11 protein-coding genes are annotated in these 14,115 nt (G+C 64.3%); 3 read left to right on the plus strand and 8 right to left on the minus strand.

Annotation, left to right across the window (positions count from 1 at the left end):
* Positions 1-129 precede the first annotated feature (129 nt).
* The 6 genes from RA21_RS01720 to RA21_RS22790 form a co-directional block, all read right to left on the minus strand.
* Positions 130-2,547 (minus strand): GcvT family protein, encoded by a 2,418-nt coding sequence (locus RA21_RS01720; RefSeq protein ID WP_039145718.1) that lies wholly within the window; start codon positions 2,545-2,547, stop codon positions 130-132.
* 98 nt (positions 2,548-2,645) lie between these two features.
* Entirely contained in the window at positions 2,646-4,280 is a 1,635-nt protein-coding gene (locus RA21_RS01725) for a membrane protein (RefSeq protein WP_039145719.1), read from the minus strand.
* Between the two features lie 13 nt (positions 4,281-4,293).
* A complete protein-coding gene (locus RA21_RS01730; RefSeq protein ID WP_039136025.1) occupies positions 4,294-5,604 on the minus strand; it encodes an HlyC/CorC family transporter in 1,311 nt (436 codons plus the stop codon).
* A 77-nt stretch (positions 5,605-5,681) separates the two neighbouring features.
* Entirely contained in the window at positions 5,682-6,623 is a 942-nt protein-coding gene (locus tag RA21_RS01735; RefSeq protein WP_039145722.1) for a site-specific tyrosine recombinase XerD, read from the minus strand.
* A gap of 1 nt (position 6,624) precedes the next feature.
* Positions 6,625-8,142, minus strand: coding sequence for a hypothetical protein (locus RA21_RS01740; RefSeq protein WP_039145724.1), 1,518 nt, complete (start codon positions 8,140-8,142; stop codon positions 6,625-6,627).
* Positions 8,132-8,281, minus strand: coding sequence for a hypothetical protein (locus tag RA21_RS22790; RefSeq protein ID WP_019297500.1), 150 nt, complete (start codon positions 8,279-8,281; stop codon positions 8,132-8,134). The genes RA21_RS01740 and RA21_RS22790 overlap by 11 nt, the downstream gene beginning before the upstream one ends.
* Positions 8,282-8,362: 81 nt before the next feature.
* On the opposite strand from RA21_RS22790, the gene RA21_RS01745 reads away from it, so the two are divergent.
* Positions 8,363-8,953 carry a shikimate kinase gene (locus RA21_RS01745; protein WP_039145726.1) on the plus strand — a complete coding sequence of 197 codons (591 nt, stop codon included), beginning with the start codon at positions 8,363-8,365 and terminating at the stop codon, positions 8,951-8,953.
* Positions 8,953-10,059: a 3-dehydroquinate synthase gene (gene aroB, locus RA21_RS01750; RefSeq protein WP_039145728.1), complete on the plus strand. Its 1,107-nt coding sequence runs from the start codon at positions 8,953-8,955 to the stop codon at positions 10,057-10,059. Before RA21_RS01745 ends, aroB begins: the two co-directional genes overlap by 1 nt.
* A gap of 73 nt (positions 10,060-10,132) precedes the next feature.
* On the opposite strand, the gene RA21_RS01755 is transcribed toward aroB, so the two are convergent.
* Together RA21_RS01755 and ssb are read right to left on the minus strand one after the other, a co-directional pair.
* Complete coding sequence (locus tag RA21_RS01755) at positions 10,133-12,337, minus strand: methyl-accepting chemotaxis protein (protein ID WP_052257566.1); 2,205 nt, start codon at positions 12,335-12,337, stop codon at positions 10,133-10,135.
* Positions 12,338-12,726: 389 nt separating this feature from the next.
* Positions 12,727-13,245: a single-stranded DNA-binding protein gene (gene ssb, locus RA21_RS01760; protein ID WP_039146472.1), complete on the minus strand. Its 519-nt coding sequence runs from the start codon at positions 13,243-13,245 to the stop codon at positions 12,727-12,729.
* Positions 13,246-13,475: 230 nt separating this feature from the next.
* Here ssb and RA21_RS01765 point away from each other — a divergent pair, with 230 nt between their 5' ends.
* A complete protein-coding gene (locus RA21_RS01765) occupies positions 13,476-14,060 on the plus strand; it encodes a lytic transglycosylase domain-containing protein (RefSeq protein WP_019296147.1) in 585 nt (194 codons plus the stop codon).
* Positions 14,061-14,115 lie beyond the last annotated feature (55 nt).

Below are 14,115 nucleotides of genomic sequence, written 5' to 3' on the forward strand. Positions count from 1 at the left end.
CGCGCGAAACATTCGGGTGCCGGCGCTGACCTATGTGTTGCGCGGGTTTCGTGGCGTCAGCGTGCGCTGCCGTGGCAACGGGGTGGATTCAGGTCAGGCGGGCTGACCTGAATTCAATGCTTTTGGGGCTCAGCCGCGCATCCGGGCGCCGTCGGCGTCGAATAGCGGCTCAGTGATGAGGCGGGCCTTGTACATCTTGCCGAGGATTTCGATTTCCACTTCCAGGTTTTCCCTGGCTGTCCCCGTGGGGACAAACCCCAGCGCGATGGATTTCTGTGCGTGGTGTGAATAGCCGCCGGAAGTGCAGAAGCCCACAACTGCGCCGTCGAGCCAGATCGGCTCATAGGCGACCACATCGGCGTCATCCGCCGCGACCTCAAAGGCGCAGAGCTGGCGGGCGGGGCCTGCGTCGCGTTCGGCCTCGGCGGCGGCGCGGCCGATGAAATCGACGGGTTTCTTGAAGGAGATGAAGCGGTCCAGCCCGGTCTCAGCGGCGGTGTAGTCAGGCGAGAACTCGCGCAGCCAGGAGCCGAAGAACTTGTCCAGGCGCAGCGACATCATTGCCCGCATGCCGAAGGGTTTCATGCCGTGCGGCTGGCCAGCGGACCACAGGGCATCCCACAGGGCGCGCTGGCTGGGCAGGTCGCAGTAAATCTCATACCCCAAATCGCCGGTATAGCTGACCCGCTGCACGATACAGTCGGCCATGCCCACGGTCAGGTGGCGGACATCCATGAAGCGCATGTCCGAGATGTCCTGGCGGGTGCAGGCCTGCAGCACCTCGCGCGCTTTGGGGCCTGCGATCTGGAAACCGTTGCGGGTGTCGGAGATGTTTTCGAGGCTGACGCCCGCGTCCAGGTTCTGCAGGAACCAGCGCATGTGGTAGGCCTGCGAGCCGTAGGAGGCAGTGAGCTGGAATTCTTCCTCGCTGAGGCAAGAGATGGTGAAGTCACCGATCAGGCGGCCCTTGGGGGACAGCATCGGCGTGAGCGACAGGCGGCCCGCCTGCGGCACCCGGCCCGCCATGATGCGGTCGAGCCAGGCGCGCGCACCTGCGCCCTTGACCAGGTATTTGCCGAAGTTGTGGACCTCGTTGATGCCGACGTTTTCTCGCACCGCTTTGACTTCGCGCGCGGTGGCCGCAAAGGCGTTGGAGCGGCGGAAAGACGGGGTCTCATACCGCGGCTCGTCGCCTGTCGCGAAGTAGTTCGGGACCTCCATGCCGTATTGCGCGCCCCAGACCGCGCCCATGCCGTCAAAGATGTCGTACATCGGGGTGGTGCGGAACGGGCGGGCCGCGGGAAGCTCCTCGTTCGGGTAGGCGATGGAGAAGCGTTTCTGATAGTTTTCAATGACTTTCGGGCGGGTGTAGCCCGGGGTGATCCAGTCGCCGAAGCGGGCGCAGTCCATCGCAAAGGTGTCGCGCTCGCATTCGCCCTCGACCATCCACTGGGCCAGCATCAACCCGACGCCGCCGCCCTGGGAGAAGCCGGCCATGACGGCGCAGGCGGACCAGTAGTTGCGCATGCCGGGCACCGGGCCGACCAGCGGGTTGCCGTCGGGCGCAAAGGTGAAGGGGCCGTGGATCACCGATTTGACGCCTGCCGCCTCCAGCGCCGGGAAGCGGTTGTAGGCAAAGGCGATACTGTCCTCGATCTTGTCGAAGTCATCGGGCAAGAGTTCATGTCCGAAGTCCCACGGCGTGCCATCGACCGCCCAGGGTTTGCAGGGCTGCTCGTAGAATCCGATGCAGAGGCCGCGGCCCTCCTGGCGCAGGTAGCTTTCGCCGGCCGGGTCCATCACATGCGGATGCTCGCCGCCGCCGTCGATGATCTCGGCGATCATCGGCACCTCGTCGGTGACGATATACTGGTGCTCCATCGGGTGCAGCGGGAAGTAGACACCGGCCATGGCGCCGACCTCGCGCGCCCAGAGGCCGCCAGCGTTGACGACGTGTTCGGCGTGGATGGTGCCCTTGTTGGTGACCACATCCCAGGTGCCGTCCGGGCGCTGGTTGGTCTCGATCACCTTGCAGTGGGTCTCGATCGTGGCGCCGCCCATGCGCGCGGCTTTGGCGTAGGCGTGGGTGGTGCCTGAGGGGTCGAGGTGGCCGTCGAGCGGGTCGTAGAGGCCGCCGATAATGCCGTCGGTGTTGGTGACGGGGGCGATCTTCTTGATTTCTTCGGGGGAGACGATTTCGGTTTCCAGCCCCATGAAGCGGTGCTTGGCGCGCTCCGCCTTCAGCATGTCGAAACGTTCCTGGGTTTCAGCCAGGGTGACGCCGCCGACGTGATGGAGGCCGCAGGACATGCCGGTGATCTCTTCCAGCTCTTTGTAGAGCTTGATGGTGTAGCCCTGCAGCGCCGCCATGTTGGTGTCGCCATTGAGGGTGTGGAAACCGCCCGCCGCGTGCCAGGTGGAGCCGCTGGTCAGCTCTGAGCGTTCGATCAGCATGACGTCGGACCAGCCGAGCTTGGTCAGGTGGTAGAGGACAGAGCAGCCGACGACGCCGCCGCCGATCACTGCCACTCGGGTGGTGGTTTTCATGGGAGCCTCCCTGAACAGGTGTTTTCCGCATTCTGGACAGAAGTGAACAGTAGTCCAGAAGAAAAACGGCACGGCGTGCCGCTTCTGGGGGGGAACGGTTACTCAGAGGTGCGGAAGTGGCTGTTCTGGATCAGGAAAATTGCGGTCAGAGGAGCGGCCAATAGGATCACGCCGACGGTGATCAGCAGCATGCCCAGCTGCGAATAATCCGCGGCTGTGGTGATGGCACCGGCCGAATCTGTGACTTCGCGGGTCACGACGAAGATCTCATTCAGGTATTTGGTGCCCAGGCTGGAGGCCGAGAGCGCCAGATTGGTGAAGGAGGCCATGACCGCAAAGAAGGTGGCCTTGAGCCCGGAAGGGGCATTGCGGGCGATCCAGGCGAGCATCGGGATCATGGCGACCTGGCCCAGCGGGGATTCGACAGCGGTGTCGACCATGGCGATGAACCGGGCGTCGACCATGCCGCCGGTCACGGCGGCGGTCCAGTGGTGGGCACCGTAGTAGAGCGCGATGTTGGGCAGGCTGAGCGCGGCCTCGGTGATCGCCAGGAAGGCAACAATCCAGGCGATCGGGCGGCTGGCCATCAGCGGGCGGAAGATCAGCATGCCGGCGAGGGTCAGCAGCGAGGTGATTAGAGAGAGCACCGCGAGAAACTGCGCATCAAAGCCAAGCACGTCGATCTCGAACCATTTGGCACCTTCGCCGCGCAAGGGCGTTGCGCGGTAAACAAAGATGATGATGGCGGTGCCGATCAGGGCGCGGGCGTGGTCCACCGGCAGGACGGACACCAGCTGGCGCATCAGGAACAGGACGATGGCCATGGAGCCGGCAAAGACGATTTCCTGCGAATAGGGCACATCGCCGAGGCCCACGGCGAGGGACAGCGCGACAAAGGCGCCGCCGCCGATGAAATACCAGTGGTTCGGGGTGACCGGGTCGCGCGGGAGGTCGATGCGGCTGCGGATTTCTGATTCAGGCACACCAGCGCGGCGCAGTGCGGCGGCCTTGCGCCACTTTTGCCAGATGGCCAGGGCAACGCCTGACAAGGAAATCACCGGGATCAGCAGGGCAAGGGTGAAGACAAAGCCGTAAAGCGCGCCCTTGTCTGCCTGCGGCAGAGTATCGGCGCCATCGAACAGGGCGACGTTCAGTGCGGCGGCGGCGCTGGAACCGCCGATCAGAGCAATGCGGCCAAAGGTCTGCATGGTGGTGTGCAGGGATTTGGTCTCTGCCTCGGGCAGCGGGGCGCCGTTTGCGTCTGTATGCGGCACCGCCTCAACCGACATGGCATCCGCCACCACATCCTGCAGAACAAAGCCGCAAGGGGCCAGCAGGGCGGCGGTGACATACCAGGCATTGAGCGGCATCAGGCCGGACATCATGTCCGGGTGCAGGACCATTGCAGCCAGAATGGCGTAGCTGGCACCCATCAGCGCGGCGCCCGCGAGGATCAGCAGGTACTTCCAGCGCCAGATCAGGTCGACCAGATGGCCGAGCGGCATTTTCAGCGCCCAGGGCAGCCCGACCCAGAACGCCAGCCCGGCCAGAAAGGCGGCGGAAAGGTCGAGGTATTCCTTGACGTAGAACGAGGCGGCGACGGTGCTGATACCCTGTGCGCCATAGGCGAAATAGATCAAGAGCGGCGGCAGGAAGGACCAGCGCAGCTGGCGGAACAGTTCCAGCACGATGCTGTCGAACCAGCCCCAGGCCAGCACTGCCGCGCGAGTCATCGGTGTTCTCCCGTCAAGAGAGCGGCCGGATCTTCAGCTCGGTCACGCGGTTGCCTTCGCGCGCGGTGACTTCGAACCGGAAGCCGTGGAAGGAGAACACCTGGCCCTTGACCGGGATCATCTGCGCCTCGTGGATCACCAGGCCTGCGACGGTATTGGCCTCGTCATCCGGCAGGTTCCATTCAATGGCCCGGTTCAGGTCGCGGATGGTGGTGGCGCCTTCGACCAGATAGGAGCCGTCGGCGGTCTTCCTGGCGACGCTTTCCTCGGCCGGGTCGAATTCGTCTGTGATCTCGCCGACGATCTCTTCAAGGATGTCCTCCAGCGTGATCAGCCCCTGCAGGGCACCGTATTCATCCACCACCAGCGCGAAGTGGGAGCGCATGCGCAGGAACTGGCGCATCTGCTCGTCGAGGGTGGTGGTTTCGGGAATGAAATACGGGGCCTTGGCGACCTGGGCGACGTCGAAGGATTTCAGCTGGTCGGAATCTCCGCCTGCGCCGCCGGCCTGCTCATACATGGCCCGGAACAGGTCCTTTGCGTGAACCACACCGATAATGTTCTCCTGCTCGCCGCGGAACACCGGCAGACGGGTGTGCTGGCTGTGCAGGCATTGTTCCAGGATGGTTTCGGGCTCAGCATCTGCGTCGATCATCTCGATATTGGAACGGTGCAGCATGATCTCCTCGACAAAGCGGTCGGAAAGATCGAGCGCGCCCAGGATACGGTCGCGGTCTTCCTTTTCGACCACGCCTTCGGAATGTCCCAGCTGCAGGGCGCCCGCGATTTCCTCGCGCACAGCCATGATGTGGCTGTCCGGGTCGATCTGCACGCCGAAGACGCTCAGCACGCCGCGCACGAACAGCCGCACCGCGCCCACGACGGGCGAAAGGATCATGACCAGGAGGCTGATCGGCGCCGACACCGCAGAGGCGGCCTTCTCGGCGTTGGAAATGGCGTAGGTCTTGGGCAGGACCTCAGCAAAGACCAGCACCAGCAGGGTCATTACCAGCGTTGCCATTGCGACACCGCCTTCGCCGAAGATCCGGGTAAAAAGCGCGGTGGCGAGCGAGGCCGCGAGGATGTTGACAACGTTGTTGCCCAGCAGGACCGAACCGATCAGGCGCTCATTGTCTTCGGTGATGACCAGCGCGCGCTGAGCCCCGCGGGAGCCCTTGTCGGCCTGGGCGCGCAGCTTACCGCGCGACGCGGCGGTCAGCGCCGTTTCCGAGCCTGAAAAGAAGCCTGAAAAGACAAGGAGCAGCACGATGGCCCCGGCAGTGGTCCAGAAGGCGCTGTCGAGAACGGTGGAGGCAGTGTCCATGAGGGGTTCAGATGTCCGGTCTGTTGAAGGTTTGCCGTATTTATGGGGTCTTGGCCCCGCCGCTTCAAGCGTTGCGGTCAGCTGCGTTTGGCCAGCGGGTGGTGTTCCAGCACCAGTTCCTGCAGCCGGGCGTCCAGCACATGGGTGTAAATCTCGGTTGTGGCGATGTCGGCGTGGCCCAAGAGCGCCTGGATCGCGCGCAGGTCGGCGCCGTTTGCCAAGAGGTGGGTGGCAAAGGCGTGGCGCAGAGTGTGCGGCGTCACCTTGTCCGGGGAGATGCCGCCGGTCACCGCCAGTTCCTTGATCAGCAGGTAGAACCGGTGACGGGTCAGGTGGCCGGATTTGCCGCGGGAGGGGAACAGGAAACGCGAGGGCGGATGGCCCTTGGTTTCACGCTCAGCATCGGTCTCGTCGCGCACCAGCAGCCATTGCGCCAGTGCTTCGCGCGCAGGCGGCGACAGAGGCACCATGCGCTCCTTGCCGCCCTTGCCCAGGATCAGCAGCATCCGCGGGTCGCCGCGGGCGGCGGACACCGGCAGTGAGACCAGTTCCGTGACCCGCATGCCGGTGGCGTAAAGCAGCTCCATCAGGCAGGTGTTGCGCAGCCGGTCGGCCTCAGTCCGGCCGGTTTGGCGGGCGGCGTCCAGCAGGCGGTCGACCTCGATCACTTCCAGCGTTTTGGGCAGGCGCTTTTCCCGCCCCGGGCCGCGTATTTGGATGGCGGGGTTGTCCTCGCGCCAGCCTTCTTCAAACGCGAAACGGTAGATCTGTTTGACCGCAGACAGCCGCCGGGCGCGGGTGGAGCGGGCCAAGCCTTGCGCGTCGCAGTTGATCAGATAGGCCTCAATGTCATCCTGGCAGGCGCTTAGGAAGCTGAGCTTGCGGTGTTCCAGCCAGGCGGTCAGGTCCTTGAGGTCGCGGCCATAGGCCAAGAGCGTGTTCTGAGAGGCGCCGGTCTCCGCCGCCTGGGCGTCGAGGAAAGTGGAGATCCACTGGAAATTGTCGCGCGGGGCCGCCATGTCAGCCGCGCTCCAGCAGCATCAGTTGCAGGGCGGCGCGGCGGGCGGTGTCCTCCAGCCCGACGGCGCGGAAGGCGGCCAGTGCAGTGGTCAGATCGCCAAGGTTGCCGTCGGCGCCCTGGGCAAACAGCACCATGCTGCGCAGGATCGCCTCGCCCAGCTGGCCGTTGTCCAGCAGCTGGCGGATAGATGGCGGTGCGGACGAGTCCGCGGCAAACCCCAGCGCGATTGCTTCTGCCAGCGGCGACGGCGCGGCGGCATCTCCGGGACGGCCCTGAGCCAGGGCGGCCAGGAAATGGTCTGCCGCACCGGAGGCTTTCGCGTCGTGGGCGGCAAGCTCATATGCGGGCGAGAGCAGGCGGATGCGCCAGGCCAGCTCCTCAGCCGGGCCTGTGAGTTTCGCCCGTGCCAGTTGCTCGGCAAAGATGTCGGCAAAGACGGTTTCGGTTCCGGCCTCCTGCATCGCGTCCCAGGCACGGGGCAGGGATTTTGCGATAGCTTCCGTATTCCCGGCGTTCAGGTCGCTCTCCAGCTGCTGCACCGCCGAGACCCGGTCCCAGATGCCGCCGGAGGCGGCGGGTTTGCGGGCGCTGAACAGGCCGAGGTACTGGTTCGGGTTGAGCGCACCGGCGCGGGCCAGCCGCTCTGCGGCTTCCAGCTGGGCCTTCCAGCCGGCGATATCGCGCAGATCAGCAGCGGCGAAGGCAGGCGGCAGCGGTGCGGTGGGCATGGTCTCGCCAATGGTTTCAAACAGCCGGAAGGTCAGCGGGTCCGGATCAGCAGGGCGGCGCAGCGGCGGCGCCAGTTCAAACAGATCCGGGTTCAGGTACCGGTCCAGCAGGTCCATCTGCTCCTTGGGCAGCAGGTCCAGCGCGTGGGCCGTTTCCAGCATCAGCGCCGCCGTGGGCCAGTCGCTGCGGCGTGCCGCGCAGAAGATCCGGGCGGCATAGCTGTCCGACAGATGCGGTGAGGCGGTGAGGGCCGCGCAGGACGCATCCTCGCTGCCGGTCAGAAGGGTTGCATCGAACCAGCGGGCGAAACGGTCCTTGCTGTCCGTGGGGCCTGCGTGTTCCACCAGCGCCTGCGACGGGTCCGTCGCCCCCAGCGCCAGCAGCCGGTCGAGCCGGGCCAGCAGGATCTGGTCGCCCGTGGCCGCGGGCGGGCGGGTCTCGGACAGCAGCAGGGTGAACAGCAGCGCTTGCATCGCCGGGCTGCCGCGCACCGGCACGGTTTCGATCAGATGAGTGATGTCATCGGCCGCGCTGCCGCGCCACAGGTCTGCCGGCAGGCCGGTGGCCGCGGCCGGCACCAGCCCGATCGGCGGCAGCAAAGCTTCCAGCGGGGTGACGGACACCCGCGGCAGTGCAGCAGTGCCCGCAACAGGCGGCTCCAGCAGCACGGTGCCGGGCAGGGCGTCCCTGGGCTGCGGCTGGTTCAGCCAGTCAATTGCCGCCAGCGGCTCATTGGCAAGCGCGCTGCCTGCCAGCATCACCCCGGCGGCAGCCGCCTTAATCCGCATTCAGCACCACCGGCTTGCGCACCTCGGTGGCGGGCGCGCTGAAATCGGCCCCGAACCAGGGACCGACATAGGCATAGCCCACCAGCCCGATAGCAGCCAGAACCAGCAAGTAGACCAAATACTTAATCAATCGCCCCATAGTGCATCCAATGCCTGTTTCCTGCTCTTTTGCCCAAGTTATATATTCCCTTTTCGGCAAGATCACGTCATTCACTGAAGAATGAGCGAAAAAGAGCAAATCAGCGGCCAGAAGGCAGCAGCGCCGGTGCCGGGGAAACTGAAGAAGACCATCGTTATGGTGGGCATGATGGGGGCGGGCAAGACCGCCGTGGGCCGGGCGCTGGCGGCGCGGCTGAACGCCCCTTTCCTGGACAGCGATCACGAGATCGAAGCCGCCGCCAACATGACCATCCCGGAGATTTTCGCCCGCGACGGCGAGCCGTTTTTCCGCCAGAAGGAGCGCCAGGTGATCGCGCGGCTGCTGGAGGAGGAGCGCGGCGTGCTGTCCACCGGCGGCGGCGCCTTTCTGGCAGAGGAAAACCGGCAGGTGATCACTTCAAAAGGTGTCTCGGTCTGGCTGAATGCCGACCTTGAGGTGTTGTGGAACAGGGTGCGCCACCGCGATACCCGGCCGCTGCTGCGCACTGCCGACCCGCGTGCGACACTCAGCAACCTGTATCACCAGCGGGTGCCGCTGTATTCCAAGGCCGATGTGTCGGTTGTCTCGGACGGGCAGGCCTCGATCGAGACCATGGTGGACCGCGTGCTGGACGCCTTGAAGGCACGCCCTGATGTATTGGAGTGGAACTGATGGAGCGCACGGTTCATGTGCCGCTGGGCGAACGCGCCTATGATGTGGTGATCGGTCCCGGCCTGCTGGCGCAGGCGGGGGAGCGGATCAAGCCGCTGCTGAAGCGGCCGCAGGTGGCGGTGCTGACGGATGAAACCGTGGCGGAGAAACACCTGGAAGCCTTGCGTGCCGGGCTGGCGGCTGCGGGTGTTGAGATGACCGCGCTGGCGCTGCCGCCGGGAGAGGCGACCAAGGGCTGGCCGCAGTTCACCCGGTCGGTGGAATGGCTGCTGGAACAGAAGGTGGAGCGCGGCGACGTGGTTGTGGCCTTCGGCGGCGGAGTGATCGGCGACCTGGCGGGTTTTGCCGCGGCAGTACTGCGCCGGGGGGTGCGGTTCGTGCAGATCCCGACGTCGCTGCTGGCGCAGGTCGACAGTTCGGTGGGCGGCAAGACCGGCATCAACGCGCCGCAGGGCAAGAACCTGATCGGTGCCTTCCATCAGCCGTCGCTGGTGCTGGCGGATACCTCGGTGCTGGAAACCCTGACCGCGCGCGATTTCCTGTCCGGCTATGGCGAAGTGGTGAAATACGGGTTGCTGGGCGACGCGGAATTCTTTGCCTGGCTGGAACAGAACGGCCCGGCGCTGGCTGCAGGCGATGTTGCCGCACGGGTTGAGGCGGTGGCGCGTTCGGTTCAGATGAAGGCGGACATCGTAGTGCGGGACGAGACCGAGCAGGGCGACCGGGCGCTGCTCAATCTGGGTCATACCTTTTGCCACGCGCTGGAAGCAGCGACGGGCTATTCGGACCGGCTGCTGCATGGCGAGGGCGTTGCGATTGGCTGCGCGCTGGCGTTTGAGCTGTCGTCGAAGCTAGGCCTGTGCTCGCAGGAGGATCCCAGCCGGGTGCGGGCGCATCTGAAGGCGATGGGGATGAAGACCGACCTAGCCGACATTCCGGGCGACTTGCCCGGGGCAGAGGCTCTGCTGGATTTGATGGGGCAGGACAAGAAAGTGGTGGCCGGCCAGCTGCGGTTCATCCTGGCGCGCGGCATTGGCGAGGCGTTTGTGACCGGTGATGTGCCGCCGGACGCTGTGCTGGAGGTGCTGCGCAGCGCAGGTGCCTGAACCGGGGCACTGAGTGCAAAAGTCAAAGGGCAGCCGCTGAGGCTGCCCTTTTTTGATGGCTGCAAATGCCTGCTCAGGCGGCAGTGCTGCTTTCGATGATGTCCTGGTCCCAGCCGTCGTCCTCCGCATCGAAGTCGATGGCGAGGGGCGGATGCGCAGCGGGCGCGGGCAGGGCGGCTGTGGCGTTTCCGACAGTGAACTGAGTCACCTGCTCCCGCAGTTCCTGTGCCTGTTCGGACAAGGAGGTCGTCGCCGCAGTGGTCTGTTCGGCCATGGCAGCGTTTTGCTGCGCCATCATCTCCAGCTCGCCCACGGCGGTGTTGACGTCGCCCATCTGCGCCGACTGCTCCTTCATGTTGCCGGCAATCTCCACCACCAGGGAGGAAATCTCGCCAACCTGCTGGTTCACGGTGGCCATCGCCCGGCCGGCCTGATCCACCAGTTCCGCACCGTTCTTGACCTGTTCGGAGCTGCGGGCGGTCAGTTCGTCGATCTGCTGCACCGCATCGGCACAGCGCTGTGCCAGCATCCGGACCTCGGAGGCGACAACCGCAAAGCCGCGGCCTGCTTCGCCGGCGCGGGCGGCCTCGACCCCGGCATTCAGCGCCAGCAGGTTGGTCTGGAAGGCGATGTCCTGGATCACCTTGGTGATCTGGGAAATCTCCTGCGAGGATTCCTGCAGCTTGTCCATGGCGGTAATGGTGTCCTTCACCACCGCGTCGCAGGATTTGACGCCGTTCTGGGCGCTGTCTGCAAGTTCTTCGGCGCGGCCGGCGTTTTCGGCGGAGCGCTGCACGTTGCCGGTCAGCTCGCCCATGGCGTGGGTGGTTTTTTCCAGCGTGGCCGATTCCGCCTCGGTGCGGTGGGCCAGGTCCATCGAGGCCTCGGCAATCGACTTGGTGCTTTCGTCGACGCTGCTGGTGAGTTCCGCAATCGTGGAGACCGCAGCGCTCAGCGCATTCAGCGAGTCGTTGAAATCCATCCGGATAGATTTGAATTCGACCGGGAAATGCGCCTCGATCGGGTTGTCCAGCCGCTTGTGCTGCAGGTCGGCAAGAGCTTCGCCGATGCTGCGGGTGACGGTCAGAATCTCCTCGCGGCGCTCCTTCTCTTCCTGCACGCGTTCTTCCTGCTTGCGCTGGGTGACGGTGCGCAGGTCCACAACGTTGCGGGCGACCTCGCCGATTTCGTCGCGCCGGTCTGCACCGGGGACCTCGACCTCCGTCTCGCCGGAGCCTAGCTTTTGCAGCGCCACGTTCAGGACGGCCAGCCCCTTGGTCATGTTGCGGGCGATGACCAGGCTGAGCAGCAGAACGCCCGCCAGCATGACGGCCGCAAAAATGGCCATCTCGATCAGCATCAGCTTGTTGTGCGCATCAAAGGCCGCCATGTCGCGTTCCAGGTGCTCGATCAGCAGCATTTCCTTTTTCTGCAGTACCTCAATCGCCTTGGTGGCTGCGGCAAACCAGTCCTCAGCCGTGACGCCTTCGCCGCCGTTGCCATGCAGGATGGCTTCGCGCATTTCGTCGAATTTCTTCATGGCAGGATCGCTGAGCAGAGTCTTGACCGCGTCCCTGTCCTCTGCGGTTGCAAAGTTCTTGAAAGCGCGCAGGCGTTCCTTGAACAATTCATGGTCGGCAAAGAATTCTTCGCGGTCCTGAGGTTTCCAGCCGTGTTTGAACCCCACGGCGCCCGCTGCACGTTCCAGTCCCGCCGCATCAATTGCCTGCATGAAGAAGGACAGTGCCACGGCTTCCTGCGAGATCTTGGGATTATCAATGCCCTTGGCCATCGCCAGGCCGGTCTGGATCAGCGCTGCGTTCAGGTCCGTGTAATAGGAAATCAGTGCCTTCAGCTTCAGCGAATGGGTGTCGATCTTCTGGCGGATGTCCTTCTTGCGGGCCAGCTCGGATTTCGCAAACGCGATCGCCTCAATGGATTCCCGTGGCAGAAGCTCCATGTCGACCCGGCTGATCTCCTCCAGATAGGCGGCCATCTTGGCATCATTCGCCTGGCGCACCTTGACCAGCTTCTCCGGCGGGGAGCTGGCGGCACTTTCAAGGTAGCTTGCGCTCAGCCCGCGTTCCAGCTGCAGATTGTGAACCAGGCTGCTCATATGTTCCAGCACCTCGCCTGCTTCGGTAGTGTCCACCTGGGCCTTGCGTTGCAGGTCGAGCAGGGTTTGCCCGATGAACCAAAGGCTGAGAAGCAGCGGAGCCGCCAGGAGCATTCCGATCTTGGTGCTGATCGAGAGATGCTGCAAAAAACGCATACCCATATTCCGAATCCTTGATGTACCTTTTTACGACCGATCCATTCAGCATCCGTGATATGTCTTAATTTTTGCCTAGCCGTGCGGTGCGCTGTGTTAAGGGGCCGTTTAGGATTTGCAGCAGGCACGCAGCATCGCCAAACGGGGCACCCTTACGCATACGATGGGTAGCCCTTTGAAATATAATCTGAAAATCCTGTCCCAGCGTAAGCGGCAGATGCTGCTGAGTAGTCAGGAAGAACAGAATCGGCGCTGACGTAGCGCCGTTTCGCTCCGGTGGCGGAACCTTCGTAAAGCCCGCGAAAATGCTGCGTTAACAGAAAAGCCCTCCACCCCGGTCGGGGCGGAGGGCTGCAGCGCAAAGCTGTCGTAAATTATGATTCGCCCTGGCCGGCTTAGAACGGGATTTCGTCGTCGTCGATGTTGTGGGACGCGCCGCCGCCATAGCTGCCGCCACCGCCGCCGCCTTGCGAGCCGCTGTCGTAACCGCCGCCGTAGCTGCCGCCCTGATTGCCGCCGCCATAGCCGCCACCGCCCTGGCCGCCGCCACCGCCGCCTTCGCCGCGGCCATCCAGCATGGTCAGGGTGGAGCCGAAGCCCTGCAGCACGACCTCGGTCGAATACCGGTCTTGGCCGCTCTGGTCCTGCCACTTGCGGGTCTGCAGCTGGCCTTCGATATAGACCTTGGAGCCCTTGCGCAGGTATTGCTCGCAAACACGCACCAGGCCCTCGCTGAAGACGGCGACGGAGTGCCATTCAGTCTTCTCGCGGCGCTCGCCGGTGTTGCGGTCCTTCCAGGTTTCCGAGGTGGCAATGCGCAGGTTGCACACCTTGCCGCCGTTCTGGAAGCTGCGCACCTCGGGGTCGCGGCCCAGGTTGCCGATGAGCATGACTTTGTTGAGTGAGCCGGCCATGAAGTTCCGTCCTTCCGTCCTGAATTTCTTATCCTGCAGCGGGCTGGGGCGAATCCGGCCGCGCCGCGTTTCAGGCACAGTATAGTTCTGTGCCAACTGTGAAAAGCAGGCATCTGTGGATGGTTTCGGCCGATTTTGCGCTGGCAGAGCGGCGGTTCACGCCTGTGTTGCTTTAAATTTGCTCCGCATCCGCTATATTTGCGCAAAAGGGACAGTGCGGGACAGCATAAATGCGCAAAGCCATTGCGGGTTTGGTTATAGCCATGGTTGGTGCAGGGCAGCCTGCGGCCTCCGATATCCTCAGCACCAAGAACCGCCGTGATCTGTTCGCGGCCCATACCAGGGTGCTGGATGGGCGGGCGGCGTCCCAGTACAAGAACTCCTCCCGGCTGCAGCCCAAGACCTACAGTATTCCGTCCGCCGGCGGCACGCTGCCCTACAGCGGCAAGTACCGGGGCCAGTACCTGGAACTGGCGCGTGATGCGGCGCGCCAGCATGGGGTGCCGGAGGATCTGTTCCTGCGCCTGGTCCAGCAGGAGAGCAACTGGAACCCCAATGCCAAGTCGCACAAGGGGGCGCTGGGGCTGGCGCAGCTGATGCCGGCCACGGCGCGGGCGCTGGGGGTGAACCCGGCGGTGCCGAAGCAGAACCTGGAGGGCGGCGCCCGCTATCTAGCGCGCCAGTTCCGCAAATTCGGGTCCTGGCGTCTGGCGCTGGCGGCCTATAACGCCGGTCCGGAAGCGGTGCAAAAATATGGCGGGGTGCCGCCTTACAAGGAAACCCAGAACTACGTGCGGAAGATCTGGGGCAGTTGATGCCGCGCAGCTGTTAACGTGTGGATAACTTTCCTTAATGCCCCGTTAACTCCGC

Source organism: Leisingera sp. ANG-DT, assembly GCF_000813785.1.
Lineage (GTDB): Bacteria > Pseudomonadota > Alphaproteobacteria > Rhodobacterales > Rhodobacteraceae > Leisingera.